The sequence below is a fragment of the Pseudomonas sp. NPDC077451 genome (assembly GCF_044543345.1).
Lineage (GTDB): Bacteria > Pseudomonadota > Gammaproteobacteria > Pseudomonadales > Pseudomonadaceae > Stutzerimonas.
This window is the reverse complement of the sequence record NZ_JBITVX010000001.1, coordinates 17,926-37,720: the sequence shown is the minus strand read 5'-3', so window position 1 is coordinate 37,720 and position 19,795 is coordinate 17,926. Positions and strand designations below refer to the sequence as shown.

Here is a 19,795-nt window from a genome sequence, read left to right as displayed (position 1 = left end):
ACATGGCACTAGCCGTACACTTTCATGACCAGACGCAGCCGACCCACGATAGCTCCCTGCGCGACGAGGCACTGGAGGGTTTCGCCGCATCGCCGAAGCACATCTCGCCGAAGTTTTTCTACGACCGACGCGGCTCGGAGCTGTTCGAGCAGATCTGTCTGCAGCCCGAATACTACGTGACCCGCACCGAGGAAAAGATCCTCGCCAAGGCGGCAAACGAGATACTGGAAATCGCCGGCCCACAGACCGACCTGATCGAGCTGGGCAGCGGTGCCAGCCGCAAGGTACGCCTGCTGCTCGAGGGGCTGCGGCCGGTCAGTTACCTTGGCATCGATATTTCTGAAGACTTCCTGCTCACCAGTACTCAACGCCTCGCCGCAGACTATCCCTGGCTTGAAGTGCACGCAGCCTGCGCAGATTTCTCAGACGAGCTGAAGCTGCCGGACGATTTCACCTTGCATCATCCGCTGGTGTTTTTTCCGGGCTCTAGCATCGGCAATTTCACCCCACTGGAAGCTCGCAAACTGCTCGGGCACCTGCATGCAATCCTGCCGCCGGGCGGTGGCCTGTTGATTGGCGTCGATCTGGTCAAGGACCGCAGCGTCCTGGAGGCGGCTTATAACGATCGCGCCCACGTCACGGCCGCGTTCAACCTCAACCTGTTGCAGCGCATCCGCCAGGAGCTCGATAGTGATATCGACCCGTCGCGTTTTACCCACCGGGCGTTTTTCAACGAGCAGGACTCGCGGATAGAGATGCACCTGGTCAGCCGTGAGGCGCAGGACGTGATGATCGAGGGCCAGCGGTTCCATTTCGATGCGGGTGAAAGCCTGCATACCGAGAACTCCTACAAGTACACCTTGCAGTCGTTTGCCGACCTGGCCAATAGCGCCGGCTTCGACTGCAGCGGTCAATGGACCGACGCTCAAGATTTGTTCAGCGTGCACTACCTGCAACGTCGTCCATGAGGCTCATCACCCAATACGTATCCGCTCTCACCCTCGCGCTTGGCCTTGGCAGCGCTGCTGCTGAGGAACAGCCGCTGCGACTCAAGGACCTTCAGCGCTGCGGCGACCTGTTTTCAACCGAGCAGCTAACGTTCTGCCTGCGCAGCGAAGGCGTCGCCCAGGCGGATCTGAAGGTGATGCTAGGCGGCAAACCCGTCGAAACCGAACAGCAACAGCATGGTCGACTCCGCCTGACACTGAACCGAAAGGATCACCAGAGCGGTCCGCTGTGGCTGGAGCAAGGCGATCGCCGCAGCAATCCGGTCTGGCTCACCCTCAACGGTAGCCACGTCGTGCCGGCGAGCCCGGACGAAGTAGCCAAGAACATGGATGGCCTGACCACCTACGTGGACCTGGTCAGCCTGATCATCGAAGAGGATCACGACGGACTGGAGGAATCGCGACGCCTGGCGAAGAAATATGGCGCCGAAGTGGTTGGCGCCATTGCCCCACTCAATACTTATCAGCTGCGGTTGCCGGCCAAGAACCTGACCCAGCGCGACGCGCTGGTGCTGCGCCTGGGTAGCGAAACGAGCGTGGATGCGGTGGTTATTGAGGAATCGGGTGCCGAGGAGCCGCTGGAAGAAGACACGCAAACCAAGCCTCGCAACAGTGAATGGGTGGCCAACCGCTTTCTCGATGCCGTGGATTTCTATTTGCACCGGCTGCCCGGTCAGAAACCGTCTATCAAGACCCATCCGGTGCGGATTGGCATCATCGAGCGCGGCGTCGACTTCGATTCGCCCGAATTCGCGGCCTACCTGGGCAGCTGCGACCCAGCCAAGCCACGCACCTGTATCTACGCGCGTGATGCCGAGTCTCCAGCGGACCACGGCACCACTGTCACCGGCATCCTCGCGGCACGCAGCGTCGACCCAGGCGACAGCGGCTTCCTCAGCGCCCTGGAACCGACCAGTTCCGGCTTCGAAGTGATCGTCGAGCGCAACTCGGATGCAGGCATCACCGCCAACGTCGCGGCCTCGGTCAATCTGGTCGAGGACGGCGTGCGCGTGCTGAACTGGAGTTGGGGCATTCACCGCGTCGGCACGCTCGACGTGGACGGCGAGAAGATCGATTCACTGGTGCGCTCCGGCGTGGCGATGAGTGGCTATGAAGAACTGCTTGAGGAGTTCTTCCTCTGGTTGCGCCGCGAGCATCCGGACGTGCTGGTGGTGAACTCCGCCGGTAACGGATCGGCGCATTCCGGCCAGGACGACTATCGGCTGCCCTCCTCCTTTATCACTGACCAACTGCTGGTGGTGGGCGCGCATCAGCGCGACTTCAGCAAGAACGTACCGGTTGACCACCCGGACTACGTGACCAAGCGCCCGTCGTCCAATATCGACATGCGAGTCGATATCACCGCCTCGGCATGCACCCGAGCGGCAACGCTGGAACTTGGCAAGCGCGGTGAGGTGCATTGCGGCACCTCGTATGCCACGCCAATGGTCACGGGGGTCGTCGGTGCGATGCTGTCGATTAACCCGGCCCTTGAGCCGGCACAGCTGCGTGAACTGCTGCGTCGAAGCGCGCTCACCATCGGCCGCAACAGCGACTTTGAAGCAGTAGAAGCCGATGACCTGACCGCGCCGATCCTGCCATCTGAGCGCAGTTACCAGCTCGACAACCAGGACATTGGCCGCTCCGCTCGCCTGGACATGCGCAAAGCATTGGAACTGACTGTCGACAGCCTGCAACAGGTTCGTTGAACAACGGGCCGGCCACGGCCCGTCAACCACGTTATTTCCTTACGGCTGCAAGCTGTAGTTGCTTAGAACAATGCAGCTTCGCTCTGAAACACTCTGCAATAAAACCAAACGCATGACCATTCAAAGTCAAACCGCTCAAGCAAAGCGGCAACGCTAGGCCAATTTAGCCGTCAAGTTTCGTAGTCCCGCGTTCAAACTCAGTTAAATCAGGAACTTGCCTAATACTGTCATTTCAATATTTATAAGCCACTATGTAATGGCAATATAGCAATCAGCCATTAAATATTTTTCGTTGTGTGATTTTTTGGCGCCAATATAAGTTCAAAATTTAATAATCAATCTATATAAAGCCTATGCACGCTGCGACCGGGAACTTCCTGAGGCGCTAAAGCGTTGCCTGGTGGCGTCAACGGTCGGTGCTTCGTTCGATGCATGGGTCTTTGGATGCCTTCGCACTTTTTAAAGGGCTTCGGCCCTTTGTCGTATTAAGTTTCGGAGATATCAATGCTCGTCAAAGCGACGGTTAGCACACGTAACGTGCTGCTCGGTGCTGCGTTATTCGCAGCCACTCTAAGCATGATTAGCCCCATCCAGACGGCCCACGCCGCTGCAGCCTCGACGGCTTCCGCTCTGCAAACGGTCGCCACTGCCAAGGTCAATGACTTCACCGGTCCGCAATGGCTCAAAGGTAGCTGGCGCCAGTCGGCCGGTCTTTCGATCCCAGCCACAGCAGCCAATAAAGCGGCGTTCAAGAAAGGCGCCCAGGTCCGGACGGCAGACGGGCAGGTCCGCACCGTCAAAGTGGTTTACTTTTCAGGCGCCCACATGAGCGTGATGCTCTCAGGGGCGACGCTGAATGCATCTAAGAATGGCCATCCGAAAAGCGTCTCGGCCCTTGGCACAAGTGCCGCTGCAGGTAGTGCCGTAACTGCGCCCAGCAACAATGTCGCAGCTGATACTTCGTCTCACCGCAGCGCAATCAACAACTACACCAATAACGACTGGTTGAATGGTGTATGGCGCAGGTCGGCAGGTTTCTCGATTCCCGCCAGCAGCGCGAACCGCTCGGCCTTCAAGGTCGGCTCCTCGGTGAAGTTGGCTGACGGCCAGGTGCGCAAGATCAACGCCGTGTATGTGTCCGGCAAGAACATGAGCCTGATGCTTTCCGGGGCGACCCTAAGCGGCAAACTCGGCTACCCGAACAAGCTGTTCTCGGCCACCGGCAGCAGTGCTCCGGCTTCGCCAGTTGCTCCAAGCAAGCCCGCTGCTCCTGCGCCAGAGCCGGTCGTTAGCCAGCCTGCGGCAGGCTCCTCCATGACGACTGCACTCAACGCCTTTAACGGCGGCGATTTCGTCAACGGCGTGTACAACACCAGCAAATTCGTCGGCATTTCGGTCAAGGCGACGGCAGCGAACAAGGCGGCGTTCCACAAGGGCGCGAAAATCCGTTTCTTCGGCGGCCAGGTGCGCACCATCAAGCTGATCTACCATTCCGGCGGCAACATGACCGTCATGGTCGATGGCGGCCCTATCGACGGCAAGGCTGTAGGTTATCCCCGTACCATCTCGGTTAGCAGCACCGGCTTCAGCAATACAAGCCCAAGCGCTGGCAGCACAGCACCCGCTGCCGGCGGAGCAGCACCGGCGCATCCGATCAATCTGGTTGGCATCAACCTGGCCGGCGCGGAGTTCGGCGCAGATGTCGCATTGCCCGGTGTGTACCTGAAGCAGTACATCTATCCAGGAGAGGCTGATTTCAAGCGTTACGCTGAGCGCAATCTGAAGCTGGTGCGCTTGCCGTTTCGCTGGGAACGGATTCAGCCGCGACTCAACGGCGAACTGAACAGCGTTGAGCTTGGCCGCATGCTGGCAACGCTCGACCACGCAAAGAAATACAACATGCAGGTCATCCTCGACATGCATAACTACTACCGCTACCACGGCAAGATGATCGGTTCCAACGAGGTGCCCGTGAGCGCGTTTGCCGATGCCTGGCGGCGTATTGCGCAAAAGGTCGCTAACCACCCGGCAGTCTATGGCTACGGCTTGATGAACGAGCCCCACACCACTAACGGTAAGTGGCCCGCCGCCGCACTGGCTGCTGCAAAAAGTATCCGCACCCTGGACGCCGACAACTGGGTCGTCATCGCGGGCGATCGGTGGTCAAGCGCCTTCCACTGGCCGTCCTACAACACTCAGCTGGTGAAGGACTCATGGATGCGCGACCCAAACAACAACCTGATGTTCGAGGCCCATCTATATTTCGATAAGGATTACTCGGGCTATTACACCAACCGCTACGAGAAGTACGACCCGATGATCGGCGTGGTTCGCGCAAGACCCTTTGTCGAATGGCTAACCCGCTATCGTCTGCGGGGCTTCATCGGTGAGCACGGGGCCCCGGACTTCTCACCATCGGCGGTGGTTGCCATGGACAACCTGCTTCAATACCTCGGCCAGCACTGCATTCCCAGTACGTATTGGGCAGCCGGGCCTTGGTGGGGCGACTATGCGCTGTCGCTGGACGTGAAAAGCGGCAAACCTCGCCCTCAGTTGCCGATATTGCAGAAGCATGCCGCTAATAAATCCTGCGGGGCCGTTGGTCCGCTGCGGTAAAGACCCAACCGGCGCCCCGCATCTGCGGGGCGTTTTCCTACCGGCCCTAGCCTGCTGCCGCTAAGTCGTCGAATACTTCCGGGGTCAAAGCCGCCTCGCCTTTTTCGTCCAGACGGCGACGGTTCTCGGTTCGACCTGCCCCACCCTCCAGCATCTCCATCAGGCGCACGCCTCGGTCAGTCAGCACGAAATTCTCGCCATTGCCGCCTTGCTCCTCCGGGCGCGTCACCATGAAACCACCTTCGAACAGCATGCTCTCGTAGTTTTGCGCCTCAGCCTTCAAGGAATCCATGTTTGGCATTGGCTGGCCGGCCTCTTCCGCCGCCAAGGCATGCTCGTCAGCGTACTGACGTGGCGCGAAACTCTCGTTTCCGGATTTCTGCGCTTCGCGCAGCAGGCGTAGCATCAAGTCCCAGTCGTAGGTCATGTCCGTTCTCCTGTTGCGCCGCTTCGGGGAGGCGGCCATTGTTATTCGGACCCCATCCGCCGCGGCATGGTTCGATCCAGCGCAACCGCAAAAGGCTGAACTAAAGCGCGCCACTGGCGATCCACCAGATAGGTCGTTAATCAAGGAGCGCACCATGAAACGTCTGATTGTCCCGTTCACCCTCGCCCTGCTGGCTAGCCAGCCAGTGTTCGCCGACCAATGCACCACCGACCAGATCAATGCCAAGGCCAAAGAGCTTGCCGACCGCGTCAACGCCCTGACAGAGAGCGATCCGAAGCGAGCCGCGGAGATCAACGAAGAGTTGCGCGATATGGAGGTCAAGCAGACTGCCGAACAGTTAGGCAGTGAATGCGAGGCCTACGAGAAGCGCATCAAGCATGTGGAGCAGGCGGAGAAGCAGGCCGATATCGCACCGGCAGAAAAGCGTTAAGCATGGAAACGAGCCAGGGCAGCGATGCCGCCCCGGCTATTGCAGATCATTCTGCTGCGGGCTTTTTCCGCCGTAGAGGCGCGAGACCGTCCTGACTGACGAGCGGTGACGCCGGCGCTTCGCGTTTGGCGTTCTTCGGTCGCTTGGCTACTGGCTTGGCTGCGGCCTTGCCCTTCTTCTCTGCGGTTTTTTTCTTGTCGTCCTTTTTCTTCTTGGTGCCGGCGGCCTTGCCCGAGGCCTTTAGATTCTTCGGCCCCATGTAGCTGCCTTTCAGCCCTTTAATGACGCGGTGTTCGAAGCGCTGCTTGAGATAGCGCTCGATGCTCGACATCAGATTCCAGTCGTTGTGGCAGATTAGCGAGATGGCCAAGCCTTCAGCCCCAGCGCGGCCGGTGCGGCCGATCCGGTGTACATATTCATCGCCCGAACGCGGCATGTCGAAGTTGATCACCAGATCCAGACCTTCGATATCCAGCCCACGCGCGGCCACATCGGTGGCCACCAGCACCTTGACCCCGCCTTCCTTGACCCGGTCGATGGCCAGCTTTCGGTCTTTCTGATCCTTGTCGCCATGTAGAACGAAGGCCTTCACGCCTTCCGCGACCAGACGGCCATAGAGACGGTCTGCCTGTACGCGGGTGTTGGTGAAAATCACGGCTTTCTTGTAGGTCTCGTTGGCCAGCAGCCAATGCACCAGCTTTTCCTTATGCTCGGTGTTTTCGGCCGTGATGATCTGCTGGCGCGTACCTTCGTTGAGCTCGCTGACGCGGTTGAGCTGCAGGTGCAGCGGATCACGCAACACGGCGGCGCTCATTTCGCGCAGCGCGGCGCCCCCGCTGGTAGCCGAGAACAACAGGGTCTGCTGACGCTTGGCACATTCTCCTACCAGGCGCTGCACGTCTTCGGCGAAGCCCATGTCGAGCATGCGGTCGGCTTCGTCAAGGATCAGCAACTCGACATCCTTGAGGATCAGGGTGCCGGCGTTGAGATGTTCGATCATGCGGCCCGGTGTGCCGACTAGGATGTCCGGCACCTTACGCAGGATCGCCGCCTGGACCTTGAAATCCTCGCCGCCGGTGATCATTGCCGACTTGATAAAGGTGAACTGCGAGAAGCGTTCGACTTCCTTGAGCGTCTGCTGGGCCAGCTCACGGGTCGGAAGCAGGATCAGCGCACGCACATCGGTACGCACCACGGCATCGCCGATCAGCCGATTGAGCATTGGCAGCACGAAGGCGGCGGTCTTGCCACTGCCGGTCTGTGCCGTCACCCGCAGGTCACGCCCTTCCAGCGCGGGGGGGATAGCCGCTACCTGTACCGGGGTCGGCTCGACGAATTTGAGTTCGGCGACCGCCTTGAGCAGGCGTTCGTGGAGGGCGAATTGGTCAAACAAAGGTGACACCTCAAGCAAGTCGAAAAAAACGTGGCATAGAGTAACCCGTCCGACGCGCGCAGAGTCGTCTTTGTACTGCGCGACGACAGGCCGACCGACAGCTAGAACCGGAAGTTCAGGTCGTGAAAAACAGCATTGGCTTCGCTCGTCGTCTCGGCGGATAGCGCGAGTCAGGGCAACGTCACTGAGGCTCGCAGGTCAGCTTGATGCGCAGGCGGATCACGTCGCGCTTGAACTTGGCGGTCATGGGCTTGCGTTCCCCTGACTCGAGCGTGACCCGTCGGGTGCGCGGCATTTCCGGTCCGTTGCGAAACGAGGCGGTACACTCGACCGGGCGGTCCCCAAGGTTCTGCAGTACCAGGCCAGCCATATCGCGGTCGATGGTCTCGGTGCTCGCCAGCACCTCGGCGCCGTTGAGCTCCTGCTCGAGGTCCACGGGGTAGCTGACGGCAAGCGCACTCAGTGGGAAGATGACGAGCGCTGCGAAGCAGAGTCTTTTCATTTTTATGTGGGCTCCTCGAATAGGCGACCGCCAGCGTATCAGACCGACGCAACAGGAAAACAATGGAATGAAAGTGCCCCGCGTGACCCTTGATCAATGGCGAACCCTGCAGGCGGTGATTGACCACGGCGGCTTCGCCCAGGCCGCCGAAATGCTGCATCGTTCGCAATCCTCGGTGAGCTATACAGTGGCGCGCATGCAGGAGCAATTAGGCGTCCCCCTGTTACGTATCGATGGCCGCAAGGCGGTACTGACCGATGCCGGCGAGGTGCTTTTGCGCCGCTCCCGGCAGCTGGTCAACCAGGCCGGGCAGTTGGAAGAGTTGGCGCACCACATGGAGCAAGGCTGGGAAGCTGAAGTGCGGCTAGTGGTCGATGCGGCCTACCCCAACGCCAAGCTGATCCGTGCGCTGACCGCGTTCATGCCGCAAAGCCGGGGTTGCCGGGTGCGGCTGCGTGAAGAAGTGCTGTCCGGTGTTGAAGAGGTCCTCAAGGACGGCACAGCGGATCTGGCGATCAGCGGTCTGGATATCACCGGCTACCTTGGCCAGGAACTGGGCACTGTCGAATTCATCGCTGTCGCGCACCCCAACCACTCGCTGCATCAGCTGCAACGCAAGCTCAGCGTCCAGGATCTACAAAGCCAGATGCAGGTGGTGGTGCGCGACTCCGGCCAGCGCCAGCCGCGCGACAGCGGCTGGCTGGGGGCCGAACAACGCTGGACGGTCGGCAGCCTGGCCACTTCGGTCGGCTTCGTCAGCAGCGGCCTGGGCTTTGCCTGGCTACCTCGACACATGATTTATCGCGAACTGGCAGAAGGAGCCCTCAAGCCGCTGCCTCTGGTTCAGGGCAGCGTTCGCCGGCCGCTTTTCTACCTCTACACGAACCCCGACAAACCGCTCGGTCCGGCCACACAGATTCTCATTGACCTGATCAGGACGTACGATGCACAAGCGCAATCGCCTGTTCAGCCGGTGAGCAACATCAAGCACGACGGCTGAAGCACCTGTGCAACCGGCCTGCATGAACGGGCTGACCCAGGCTTACCCATACCAGGAATAGACCATGAAACGACTCGCACTCGCCGCCTGCTCACTGCTGCTCGCCGGCAACCTGTTCGCCGCGGAGAATCCTCACGTACTGCTGAACACCAGCATGGGCGAAATCGAAATCGAGCTGGAGGCCGAAAAGGCCCCCGTCAGCGTGAAGAACTTTCTCGAATATGTCGAAAGCGGCTTCTATGACGGCACCGTCTTTCACCGCGTGATCCCTGGTTTCATGATCCAGGGCGGCGGCTTCAACGAGGGCCTGAGCCAGAAGAAGACCCGTGAGCCGATCAAGAACGAGGCCGACAACGGTCTGCACAACGTACGTGGCACCCTCGCCATGGCGCGCACACAGAACGTCGACTCGGCGACCAGTCAGTTCTTCATCAACCACCGTGACAACGACTTCCTTGACCATGGCAGCCGCGACTTCGGCTATGCGGTATTCGCCAAGGTGGTGCGCGGCATGGACGTGGTTGACCAGATCGCCCAGGTGCCGACCGGCAACCGCAGCATGATGCAGAACGTACCGCTGACGCCGGTCAAGATCGTCTCCGCGAAGAAACTCTGACCTTTCCACGTCAGTCGACAGTGTGCACGGCGCCCGCCGTGCACCGGCTGCTGAACAGGAGACCCGACATGAGTGAACAGAACATGCTGAACACCGCCGAAGGGGAAGCACAACTGCTTCAAGACCTGCTGAGCGCTGAGCGCGCCGGGGCCAAGGTCGCCGGTGAAAGCCTGCAACAGTGCAACGATCCAACCCAGCAGAAGTTGCTCGAGCAGATCCGCCAGGGCGAGGTCGACAGCTGCCGGCTGGTCCTGAACTGCATGAATCATTTGAACATCGAGCCCAACCGCGAAACCGGTGCGTTTTACGGCAAGGCCATGGCCATCGAGTCGCTGGACGAGCGCCTGACCTTCGTTGACCGCGGCCAGCAGTGGGTGATCCGCAAGCTGCGTGAGTACCTGCCCGGCTGCAACGATGATTTCATCCGCACGGAGCTGGAAAAAATGCTGAAGATTCACGAGATCAACAGCCAGGCCGCCTGATGCCTGGCTCGCCGAGCAGTGCAGCTGAATTTGATCAGTCGGCGGCGACGTCCCAATAGCGCTGCCAGCGTGCCACCAGGTCCTTAGGCGCCTGCGAATAGATCTTCTCCCCCAGCTTGAGCGCGGCGCTCTGCAACTCGCTACGACGTTCGGCTATGGCAGTGTTGAGTCGCTCACGCAGGGTGTCGTCGCCGAACAATGCCGGCTGAGCCTGTGTCAGCTCCGTCAGCACCGCCAGATCATGATCATCGCCCAGCTGATCCGCCAGATCCTTGAGCGAGTCGCTGCGCAGCTGCATCAGCTTCGGCCAACTCGGCGTCAGTAGCCTGGTCTGGTACCAGTGATCCTTGACCCGCTTGCGCCACTGGTGGAGCTGTTCGTCGCTGAGATCGAGCTTGGTTTTGGCCAGCTCAGCGCAACCGTCTGAGTAGGTGCGTTCGACACCGCCAGACAGCAAGTCGAAGCCCTTGGCTTGAAGTGACCAGGTGTCGATGCAGCTTCGCGCATCCTTCAGCTCATCGATCACTTTGCCGATGCGCGAATCGAGGTCGGTAGTGCCACTTTCGGCCTGCTTCGCCCGAGCCTGCAGGCGACGCCGGGTCAGCTTGAAATCCGCCTCGGCGAACAGGTTCGGGAAACGCTTGGCCAGCGCATCCCAGCTTTCCAACATGGCAGTAGCGTCACGCGACTCGGCCAAGGCGCGCCCCAGATCCCGCAAACGGTGATTTTCTCGCTGAAATTCGTTTCCCAGCGGCTTGCGCACCAGGCGCAGAAGCGCCCGCAACTCTTTGAACCGTTTGCGCGCCTGATGCACGCCCTCGGCGCGGTCTTCGGGTGCAACGCTCAGCGCCTCGATGGCTTTGTCGATGCCCTGCCGGGCGACTTTTCGCACCTCGGCGGCAGGGTCTTGCGGACGCAGCTTGTAGCCCATGACAACTCCCGTTCAGGCCCGCGGCCACACTCGCACAGCAGGCATGACGGGCGGTTCAACCGTAGCGCTTGCGCGCCTCGATGGCCAGGCCGCTACCGATACTGCCGAAGCGATTGCCTTCAACGTGGCGTGCCCGTGGCAGCAAGGCGGCGACGCTATTGCGCAGCGCCGGGATCGCACTGGAGCCGCCCGTGAAGAAGACCGTGTCGATGTCCTCGTGCTTGAGCCCGGCACTCTTGAGCAATTGACTGACATTGGTGCGGATTCGTTCGAGCAGAGGGTTGATCGCCGTTTCGAATACAGGACGCGTGAGTGTGGCTTCGAGGCCGGATTCGATTCGCGCGAAGTCGATCAGGAAGCGTTCATGCTCGGTCAATTCAATCTTGCCCTGCTCGACCTGCATCGCCAGCCAATGCCCGGCGCGTTGCTCGATCAGGCTGAACAACCGGTCGATTCCGGTGGGGTCGACAATGTCGTAGCGCATGCTCTGCAATGCGCGCAGCGAAGCTGGAGCGTAGACCGCGTTGATCGTGTGCCAGGTGGCCAGATTGAGATGAGTGCTGGTGGGCATGGGTGCATCGCTTTTCATCCGGCTGCCGTAGCCGAACAGGGGCATTACCCCCTGCAAGCTGAGCTGCTTGTCGAAATCGGTACCGCCGATGTGCACGCCCGAGGTGGCAAGGATGTCGTCCTGACGGTCATCGATCTGCCGCCGCTCCGGTGCCAGCCGCACCAGTGAAAAGTCCGAGGTACCGCCGCCGATGTCGACGATCAGCACGCGCTCTTCCCGCTCGATGCGCGACTCGTAGTCGAACGCTGCAGCGATGGGTTCGTACTGGAAGGAGACGTCCTTGAAACCGATCTTGTTGGCCGCAGCGGCGAGTGTATTCGCCGCTTCCCTATCTGCATCCGGGTCGTCGTCTACGAAAAACACCGGGCGGCCCAGCACCACCTCATCGAACGAACGCCCGGCCTGGTCTTCAGCGCGTTGTTTGAGGGTCCCGAGAAACAGCCCAAGAATGTCCTTAAACGGCATGGCGCCGCCGAGCACGGTCGTCTCACTCTTGAGGAGCTTGGACCCCAGCAGGCTTTTCAGCGAGCGCATCAAACGCCCTTCGTAGCCTTCCAGGTATTCGGCCAAGGCCAGGCGACCATAGACCGGACGACACTCTTCGGTGTTAAAGAACACCACCGAGGGCAAGGTCTGCTGATCGCCTTCCAGCACCAACAGCGGCTCGGCGTCAGGACGCCACCAACCGACGGTGGAATTGGAGGTACCGAAGTCGATGCCGCAGGCGCGGGCGGGGGACGGGTTATGCATGTGCGGTCCGGACTTCTAAAAACGGCCGCGCAGTTTATGCGAGCCCGCCGGCAAATGCAGGCCAATCGTCGGACGGGCTCAACCAGGCAAACCACTGCGGCGGTCGAGCGCCGCCGCAGTGGAGCGCCGTTAGGCGAGTGACGGCTCGGCCGCGGCCGCGGCCGCGGAGTCGGTCATGCCGTCGGTCATGCGTTTGGCGTCATGGCAGAAAGTGCGGGAGGCCTGGAACAGGAACACCATGGTAAGCAGCAGCGAGCCGGGGATCAGGTACATCGCACCGTGTAAACCTTCGGCGCGGAAGACTTCGCTCATCTCACTGGCACCTGCGGCAAGCATTGCCGACTCGGCAAAGTGGTCCGACAGCAGCCCCACCACCACCGTGCCCATGCCACCACCAAGCAGATACAGACCGGCGAAGAACAGGGCCATGGCGGTGGCGCGCAGACGCGGTTCGACGACGTCCTGAATGGCGGTGTAGACGCAGGTGTAGAAGTTGTAGGAGAACAGCCAGCCGATACTGAAGACCGCGACGAACACGCCCACCTCAATCCGCCCGGCAAGCAACGCATAACCGGTCAGAGCGGTGGCGATGAGCATGCTCACCGCTGCGAAGATCAGGCGGCCGCGGGCAAAGCGTTGATGGATCTTGTCTGCTACCCAACCGCCGAGGGTTAAACCGATCAAACCCGTCAAGCCGACGATCACCCCGGTGGCGATCGAGGCCTCCACCAGCGGCACCGCGTGATAGCGCATCAGCAACGGCACCATAAAGGCGTTGCAGGCGTAGGTGGCGAAGTTGAACGCCAGCCCCGCCAGCACCAGCCACCAAAATGTGCGGATCGCGAATACCTTGCGAATCGGCTGCTCCACACGCGCCTGCGACACTTTCACCGTTTCCGCCGCGCCACGCTGGGGTTCCTTGACGAAAAAGATGAACAGCGCCAGCACCAGACCGGGCACTGCCGCGATGAAGAACGGTGCGCGCCAGCTGCCGAAATATTCCACCATCGAGCCAATGGTGAAGAAGGCCAGCAGCAGCCCCAGCGGCAGCCCCAGCATGAAGATACCCATGGCCCGAGCGCGCTTGTGCGCCGGAAACAGATCGCCAATCAGCGAATTGGCCGCGGGTGCATAGCTGGCCTCACCGATGCCGATGCCCATGCGCACCAGCAGAAAGGTCCAGAAATTCCAGGCCAGTCCGTTTACAGCGGTCAGCCCGCTCCAGACGGTCAACCCCCAGCCCATGATCTTGCGCCGTGAGCCGATGTCGGCCATGCGGCCAAGTGGCACGCCGGCGATGGCATAGATGATGGTGAAAGCGGTGCCGATCAAGCCCAGCTGGAAATCGTTGAGATCCCACTCCAGGCGGATAGGCTCGGCAATAATTGCCGGTATGGTGCGATCGAAGAAATTGAACAGGTTGGCCAGAAACAGCAGAAACAGGACGCGCCAGGCGTTCGCGGCTTGGGTGGATGGCTGCATGACGTCGCTCTCGATTTATTGTTATGCGTCGGTCGTGTGCCGACCGATTCTCGGAACTGACTCTAGGGTTCTAACGTGCGTCTGTCTGTCACCATCACTTTCGCTGATGCCGGCCGATGCGACGGGTCAGCTCTGCCGCCAAGCCTCGAGCCAACCAAGACTGTTTGAAGTGCCGGCGCTATCGGGGCGGTATTCGGCCGCCAACCAGTAGGAATAGCCCACCGCTTGCAACGCTTCGAGCAGCGGTCCGAACGCTACCGAACCCGTGCCGGGCGCACCACGGCCGGGACAGTCAGCGAACTGCACATGACCTATCCGCGATCCCAGGAGCCGGATACCCGCGGCGACGTCCAGCCCTTGACGGGCCATGTGATACAGGTCCAGCTGAGCCTGGCAATTGGGATGGTCGACGCGCTCCAGCAGCGTTTGCAGATGCGCGGGTGTATTGATCAGAAAGCCGGGCATGTCGAGTGGATTGATCGCCTCGCACACCACTCGAACGCCAAGCAATGCGTACGCCTCGGCGCTTTTGCGCAGGTTGGCTGCCAGGGTTTCCAAGGCTTGCTCACGCGAGACACCTTCGGCCAGCCGGCCCGGCAAGACGTTGACGCACAGTGGGCGCGTCATGACCGCATAGGTCAGGCATTCCTGAAGCGCCGTATCGAACTCAGCCTGCCGTGACGGCACCGCCGCCAGCCCCGCACCGCCCTGCATGAAATCGCCAGCCGGCAGGTTAATCAGTACCAGTGGCAGACCTGCACGCTCCAGCAACTCCTTTAGCTGCAGGGCCGGCAGCTCGTAGGGGAACTGGATTTCCACACCGTCGAACCCGGCAATCCGAGCGGCCATGATGCGCTCGGCCAACGGCAGTTCGGTGAACAACATGGACAGGTTGGCTGCAATCTTCATTGATCTTGCTCCCGGAACATCCTGACCAGCGTGGACGGGTCATTTTCCAGCTCGCCCTGACTACCATGCAGGCGCATCAGCTGTGCGGCTAGCCCGGTCATGGGCGTGGCTCCGCCTGCTTCACGAGAGAGCTGCACGGCCGTGTCGAGGTCCTTGAGCAGGGTGCGAACGCGCCACTTCACCGGCTCGAACTCGCTGTGGGCCATTTGCGGCGCGAGGATCTGCAGCGGTTTGGAATCGGCGAAACCGCCAGCCAGTGCCGACGCGATGAGAGTGGCGTCGACCCCGGAGCGCTCGGCCAAAGCCACCACTTCAGCGATGACCAATGCATTACAGGCGACGATCATCTGGTTACAGGCTTTGGTCACCTGGCCGGCGCCGACATCGCCCATGTGGGTCAACCGCTGGCCGAGGTGTGCCAACACGGGCCGAACCCGCTCGACATCCTCGCAGCGTCCGCCTGCCATGATTGCCAGGCTGCCCGTCTCGGCACCCGCCGTACCGCCGGATACTGGTGCATCGACCCAGCGCATGCCGCTGCGGGACTCGAGTTCGGCGGCCATGGCGCGCGTGGCCGTTGGCTCCAGACTGGAATGATCGACCAGCAATTGGCCCGCTTTTGCTCCCTCGACGATACCACCCGAACCAAACACCACCTCACGTACCACCGCGGTGTCTGCCAGACAAAGCAGCACCATGTCTGCGTTACTGCATAGGTCGGCCGGATTGCTGGCCTGTCGCGCGCCGGCCTCTATCAGCGGGGCGCACTTTTCGGGGGAACGGTTCCAGACCGTCAATCGATAGCCGGCAGCGAGCAGCCGGCGGCACATTGGCAGGCCCATCAGGCCGATGCCGGCAAAAGCGATCATTGGCAAATCAGACATGCGGTGGGTTCCTATAAAACCGGGCCCGGGATTCTAGCGCCGCCCAGGCGCCGATGGCCAAGCTGGCCTCAAAGCAGCTCCCCTTTGTCCCACAAACGCACCAGTTCCCCAGGCGCCTGCTCTTCGGGGACTTGCAGCAGCATCTCACCGTCATGCTCGTTTTCGCGGTAATGAAGCTCGATCTGGTAGTAACGACGGTCGCCCTGCCCGGCGTCGGCACTCGCCAACGGAAGGCAGCCTTCCAGCACGGAGCAAATCTGGCCGCGCTGGCGTTCGTCACAGCTGGCGAAATCGATCTCACGCGGCCGAGAGAGTGCCTGCATCGCGGCGAACCCGCCCTGCCGTGAGAGGCGAACGGTTGCTTCTTTGCCCAGCGGTGGTAGCTGTTTCATGAGGTCTCCTCGTCGGGGCCTGTTCACAGCACAAGGACACCGACATCTGTCCATGCCTGCCTTACCGCCTGAGCCTCGCTACTGCCGACACCGAAGCGGATCACCGCGTTATCGAGCGTCAAACCAGCGAATGCGACGAAATCCGCATCCTTGGCCAAACGCTGATCACAGAGGGTGTCATACCAGATGCGCCCAGCCTTCTCCCAGGCGTAACCGCCGAGCGCCCGAGCGGCGAGATAGAACGCGCGATTGGGAATGCCGGAGTTCAGGTGCACACCACCATTGTCGTCACGGGTGTCGATAAAGTCGCGCATATGCGCCGGCTGCGGGTCCTTGCCCAGCAGCGGATCGTCATAGGCGCTGCCGGGGTTGGCCATAGAGCGCAGTGCCGAGCCGCTCACCTTGTCGGTCAGCAACTCGGCGCCGATCAACCAATCGGCCTGGTCCGCTGTCTGCTTGAGGCTGAATTGTTTCACCAACACGCCGAACACATCGGATAGCGATTCATTCAGGGCACCGGACTGATCGAAGTACAGCAGCCCGGCTTCGCTTTCGATGACGCCATGGGTCAGCTCGTGCGCCACGACATCCAGAGATCGCGTGAAGCGATTAAAGATCTCGCCGTCACCATCGCCGAAGACCATCTGCGCGCCGTTCCAAAAGGCATTCTCGTAGCCGACCCCATAGTGCACCGTGCCGATCAGTGGGAAACCATGATTGTCGATCGAGTCGCGCCCGAACACCTGCCAGAAGCATTCGTGAGCCTTGCCAAGTGCTTCGTAGGCCTCGTCGACCCCCGCATCGCCGACCGGCGGCTGTCCCTCGATTCTCGCCATCATCCCAGGCAGCAACATCTGCTGCCCTGCATCGTGAATGCTGCGTCGCGGTTCGCTGGGCAGGTCTCGTTCAGGCAACACGCTGGCGATTGGCTGACGGTTGGGTGGCCCGGGGTTGGGCAGCAGATGATGAATATGGGACAGGGTGCCGAGCGCTCGTTCGCGCTGTGGGGCGGAGCCGTGCTCAATGATCCGGCTGAGTATGTAAGGCGGAATGAAGCCGTGGCGCATGGTTGAGTTGTGCATGGGTTCCCCTTTAGCCAGCTCGCTTGCAAGACATCCACGCACGTTGATCCGATTAAGGCGCAGCGTTGTCGTGCCGGCTGTTTTCGATGTCTGCTTTCAGCAGGCTAGAGCAAAAGCCCAAGTCGGCAAGCCGCAAATGGGGCGCTTTGATTTTGGGGAGCGCAGCGGGAGATTCAGCCAGTGATCGAGCTGTCGTTGGCGGCAACATGCACCTCAGCGATCACGCTGCTGCGGTTGAGCGCTTCGATGGCCTGATCGAGCTGCTTGATGCAAAGGTCGACAGCCATTTGGCGTAAAGACTCTGGCCACTCATGGTCGGTAACCGGTTCGATCATGTCCAAGATATCGAAATAGCCGACGAGCATCCCATGCTTCACTTTTAGGGTTTCGCCAGCTGAAAGGACTGTGAGCGGATTTCGCGAGGTGATTACTGCCCCCGCATCGAGCAGTTCGTCGATGTGTTTACGCAGCGCATGGAGTGCGCGCTTGTCCTGGGTCGAGTCCATATCAAAAAGCCATCATCCATAAAGGCGGCGGATTCTACTAAATGTGACAAACATCACAAATGCAATTTCAAATCTGCCGCACCGACCTTGCGTTATGGACTCGGCCCAGAGTCAAGCTGTGGGCGCAGCGCCATGCCTTAGCGCTTCGAAATGCTATGCGTCATGGGGCTTCTCTTCGGTTCGCCAGAGATACCGAAATCATCCTGACGAGTATCAACAAGCTGACCCAGACAAATCTCGATAGCGACGTGCCGTGATTCTGAGCACGGCCAAACGTGCCTGGCGATGACGGCAACCAAGCTCCGAATGCCGCTCTCATTGAAGAGCCTCCCATTACGCACCGTGAATGTGCACTCGTGAAAGTCGATGGTGATCGGACAGCGCCCGGTCAGGCCTGCTCCTGCGCTGAGCAGACAATCGATGTGCCGGCGCAATGTATGGTTTTCACGACGTTCGGAGTGCATGGCGGTCATCTGCCGGTCCGGGGGCGCATCACCGCTAGCTGATCGTCCTGCATTAGCACGCCTGGCCTTGCTTGACCGAAGCGCCATTCTCCGGATTGTTTTCGAGTTCGTCTTCAATGGCCTCGTCGAGCTGACGGCAGCAAAGATCAGCAGCCATCTCGCGCAATGACTCCGGCCATTCGCCGTCTGTGGTCGGCTCGATCAGTGCGAGCGATTTGTAGTAACTGATGAGCATGCCGTGCTCGACCCGCAGGACCTGACTGCCATCGAGCAGGATTAACGGATCCCGCTGGGTGATAACGGCCCCGCTCGCCAGGAGCGCATCGATGTGTTTTCGCAGCGCATGAAGCTTCCGCTTTTCTTCTCTGAAATCACTCATGCCGCAACCCTCGTCCTTGAAGGCACCGGATTCTAGTCAAACATTGATGGCACTTAAATATCTAAATGCCACTACAGCCATCATTCGCCGCTCTGATCTGAGCAGCATTTGATCCATGTCATTCTCACCTGTGCCCACGCGGGGGGCTTATCGCAGTACGTGTGGGTTCCCGGCCGGACACACCGCGCACCAAACTGCCACACCCCGGCGTTTATCTCCGTTTCGCCAAGTGGCAGCGCCATCTCGGCCAGACGCTTGCGTTGGCGCAGCCTTCTACCTCTATAATCCGCGCGCTTTTTCCGCTATTGAACCGGAGAACCACAATGCTGAAGCGCACCCTGGCAGCCGTCACCGGCCTTGCCCTCTCGTTGTCTATTGTCACCACCCATGCCGCCGACGTCCTTCGCGTATCGGCCATCCCCGACGAAGCCCCGACTGAGCTGATTCGCAAGTTCGAACCGCTGGGCCAATACCTCGAAAAAGAACTGGGCATGCCGGTGAAATTCACTCCGGTTTCCGATTACGCGGCAGTTGTCGAAGCACTTGCTTCCGACCGCCTCGACCTGGCCTGGCTTGGCGGTTTCACCTTCGTCCAGACTCGCCTGAAAACGGGCGATGCGATCCCGCTGGTACAGCGTGAGCAGGACGAGAAATTCACCAGCAAATTCATCACTGCCGATCCCGAGGTCAAAACGCTGCAGGACCTCAAGGGCAAGACCTTTGCGTTTGGCTCCGTGTCCTCGACCTCCGGCAGCCTGATGCCGCGCTACTTCATGATCAAGGACGGCATCGACCCCGAGCAGTTCTTCAAGCGCATCGCCTATTCCGGCGCCCACGACGCCACGGCCGCCTGGGTTCAAGCTGGCAAGGCCGACGGTGGCGTACTCAATGCCTCGGTTTGGGACAAGCTGGTCGCGGCTGGCAAGGTCGACACTGACAAGGTGCGGGTCATCTCAACCACGCCGCCCTATTACGACTACAACTGGACCGTACGCGGCAACCTGGAGCCGGCGTTGGCCGAGAAGATCAAAAACGCGTTTCTCAAACTCGACCCGAAGAACCCGGAACACAGGAAGATCCTTGATCTTCAGGCCGCAACGCGCTTCATCGAAACGCGCCCGGAAAATTACGAAGGCATCGAGGAAGCCGCGCGCGCCGCTGGCCTGTTGAAGTGAGTTCTGCCAGTCGGTCCGCTGCAACTCTGCGGACCGCTCGGGCAGTACCAGGCGAGCACGCTTGAAT

General features: G+C 60.5%; 20 protein-coding genes. 8 read left to right on the top strand and 12 right to left on the bottom strand.

Annotated elements, in window-relative coordinates; translation table 11 throughout:
- The first annotated feature begins 2 nt into the window (after positions 1 to 2).
- The 3 genes from egtD to ACIGHL_RS00165 all read left to right on the top strand — a co-directional run bounded on the left by egtD (position 3) and on the right by ACIGHL_RS00165 (position 5,332).
- Complete coding sequence (gene egtD, locus ACIGHL_RS00175) at positions 3 to 968, top strand: L-histidine N(alpha)-methyltransferase (RefSeq protein WP_046162521.1); 966 nt, start codon at positions 3 to 5, stop codon at positions 966 to 968.
- On the top strand, positions 965 to 2,716 hold the full coding sequence (locus tag ACIGHL_RS00170) for a S8/S53 family peptidase (RefSeq protein WP_128118791.1): 1,752 nt from the start codon (positions 965 to 967) through the stop codon (positions 2,714 to 2,716). Before egtD ends, ACIGHL_RS00170 begins: the two co-directional genes overlap by 4 nt.
- Positions 2,717 to 3,220: 504 nt before the next feature.
- Positions 3,221 to 5,332, top strand: a complete 2,112-nt coding sequence (locus ACIGHL_RS00165) for a glycoside hydrolase family 5 protein (protein ID WP_128118790.1) — start codon at positions 3,221 to 3,223, stop codon at positions 5,330 to 5,332.
- 46 nt (positions 5,333 to 5,378) lie between these two features.
- Here ACIGHL_RS00165 and ACIGHL_RS00160 read toward each other — a convergent pair whose 3' ends face one another.
- Positions 5,379 to 5,759, bottom strand: a complete 381-nt coding sequence (locus ACIGHL_RS00160; protein WP_128118789.1) for a transcriptional regulator — start codon at positions 5,757 to 5,759, stop codon at positions 5,379 to 5,381.
- 154 nt (positions 5,760 to 5,913) lie between these two features.
- On the opposite strand from ACIGHL_RS00160, the gene ACIGHL_RS00155 reads away from it, so the two are divergent.
- Positions 5,914 to 6,210, top strand: a complete 297-nt coding sequence (locus ACIGHL_RS00155; RefSeq protein WP_128118788.1) for a hypothetical protein — start codon at positions 5,914 to 5,916, stop codon at positions 6,208 to 6,210.
- 46 nt (positions 6,211 to 6,256) lie between these two features.
- On the opposite strand, the gene ACIGHL_RS00150 is transcribed toward ACIGHL_RS00155, so the two are convergent.
- Together ACIGHL_RS00150 and ACIGHL_RS00145 are read right to left on the bottom strand one after the other, a co-directional pair.
- Positions 6,257 to 7,603 (bottom strand): DEAD/DEAH box helicase, encoded by a 1,347-nt coding sequence (locus ACIGHL_RS00150; protein WP_128118787.1) that lies wholly within the window; start codon positions 7,601 to 7,603, stop codon positions 6,257 to 6,259.
- A 181-nt stretch (positions 7,604 to 7,784) separates the two neighbouring features.
- Entirely contained in the window at positions 7,785 to 8,105 is a 321-nt protein-coding gene (locus tag ACIGHL_RS00145; RefSeq protein WP_064480413.1) for a hypothetical protein, read from the bottom strand.
- A 67-nt stretch (positions 8,106 to 8,172) separates the two neighbouring features.
- Between ACIGHL_RS00145 and ACIGHL_RS00140 the strand changes: the two genes are divergently transcribed.
- The 3 genes from ACIGHL_RS00140 (at position 8,173) to ACIGHL_RS00130 (ending at position 10,203) form a co-directional block, all read left to right on the top strand.
- Positions 8,173 to 9,105 carry a LysR family transcriptional regulator gene (locus ACIGHL_RS00140; RefSeq protein WP_128118786.1) on the top strand — a complete coding sequence of 311 codons (933 nt, stop codon included), beginning with the start codon at positions 8,173 to 8,175 and terminating at the stop codon, positions 9,103 to 9,105.
- A 64-nt stretch (positions 9,106 to 9,169) separates the two neighbouring features.
- On the top strand, positions 9,170 to 9,721 hold the full coding sequence (locus ACIGHL_RS00135) for a peptidylprolyl isomerase (protein ID WP_045425088.1): 552 nt from the start codon (positions 9,170 to 9,172) through the stop codon (positions 9,719 to 9,721).
- Between the two features lie 68 nt (positions 9,722 to 9,789).
- The gene (locus tag ACIGHL_RS00130) at positions 9,790 to 10,203 is read left to right on the top strand and encodes a DUF6306 domain-containing protein (protein WP_045425085.1); all 414 of its coding nucleotides are present in this window, start codon (positions 9,790 to 9,792) and stop codon (positions 10,201 to 10,203) included.
- A gap of 34 nt (positions 10,204 to 10,237) precedes the next feature.
- On the opposite strand, the gene ACIGHL_RS00125 is transcribed toward ACIGHL_RS00130, so the two are convergent.
- The 9 genes from ACIGHL_RS00125 to ACIGHL_RS00085 form a co-directional block, all read right to left on the bottom strand.
- Positions 10,238 to 11,134 carry a CHAD domain-containing protein gene (locus ACIGHL_RS00125; protein ID WP_128118784.1) on the bottom strand — a complete coding sequence of 299 codons (897 nt, stop codon included), beginning with the start codon at positions 11,132 to 11,134 and terminating at the stop codon, positions 10,238 to 10,240.
- A gap of 55 nt (positions 11,135 to 11,189) precedes the next feature.
- Positions 11,190 to 12,455 carry an Hsp70 family protein gene (locus tag ACIGHL_RS00120; protein ID WP_216707206.1) on the bottom strand — a complete coding sequence of 422 codons (1,266 nt, stop codon included), beginning with the start codon at positions 12,453 to 12,455 and terminating at the stop codon, positions 11,190 to 11,192.
- A 129-nt stretch (positions 12,456 to 12,584) separates the two neighbouring features.
- Positions 12,585 to 13,937, bottom strand: coding sequence for a spinster family MFS transporter (locus ACIGHL_RS00115; RefSeq protein ID WP_128118783.1), 1,353 nt, complete (start codon positions 13,935 to 13,937; stop codon positions 12,585 to 12,587).
- A gap of 126 nt (positions 13,938 to 14,063) precedes the next feature.
- Positions 14,064 to 14,846 carry a hydroxypyruvate isomerase family protein gene (locus ACIGHL_RS00110; RefSeq protein WP_128118782.1) on the bottom strand — a complete coding sequence of 261 codons (783 nt, stop codon included), beginning with the start codon at positions 14,844 to 14,846 and terminating at the stop codon, positions 14,064 to 14,066.
- Positions 14,843 to 15,730: an NAD(P)-dependent oxidoreductase gene (locus tag ACIGHL_RS00105; RefSeq protein ID WP_128118781.1), complete on the bottom strand. Its 888-nt coding sequence runs from the start codon at positions 15,728 to 15,730 to the stop codon at positions 14,843 to 14,845. Before ACIGHL_RS00105 ends, ACIGHL_RS00110 begins: the two co-directional genes overlap by 4 nt.
- A gap of 68 nt (positions 15,731 to 15,798) precedes the next feature.
- Complete coding sequence (locus ACIGHL_RS00100; RefSeq protein ID WP_046162533.1) at positions 15,799 to 16,122, bottom strand: protealysin inhibitor emfourin; 324 nt, start codon at positions 16,120 to 16,122, stop codon at positions 15,799 to 15,801.
- Positions 16,123 to 16,145: 23 nt separating this feature from the next.
- Entirely contained in the window at positions 16,146 to 17,204 is a 1,059-nt protein-coding gene (locus ACIGHL_RS00095; RefSeq protein ID WP_128118780.1) for a M4 family metallopeptidase, read from the bottom strand.
- 173 nt (positions 17,205 to 17,377) lie between these two features.
- Positions 17,378 to 17,710, bottom strand: a complete 333-nt coding sequence (locus ACIGHL_RS00090; RefSeq protein ID WP_128118779.1) for a hypothetical protein — start codon at positions 17,708 to 17,710, stop codon at positions 17,378 to 17,380.
- A gap of 516 nt (positions 17,711 to 18,226) precedes the next feature.
- Complete coding sequence (locus ACIGHL_RS00085) at positions 18,227 to 18,553, bottom strand: hypothetical protein (protein ID WP_128118778.1); 327 nt, start codon at positions 18,551 to 18,553, stop codon at positions 18,227 to 18,229.
- 323 nt (positions 18,554 to 18,876) lie between these two features.
- Here ACIGHL_RS00085 and ACIGHL_RS00080 point away from each other — a divergent pair, with 323 nt between their 5' ends.
- Positions 18,877 to 19,728, top strand: coding sequence for a putative selenate ABC transporter substrate-binding protein (locus ACIGHL_RS00080; RefSeq protein WP_128118777.1), 852 nt, complete (start codon positions 18,877 to 18,879; stop codon positions 19,726 to 19,728).
- The last annotated feature ends 67 nt before the right edge of the window (positions 19,729 to 19,795 follow it).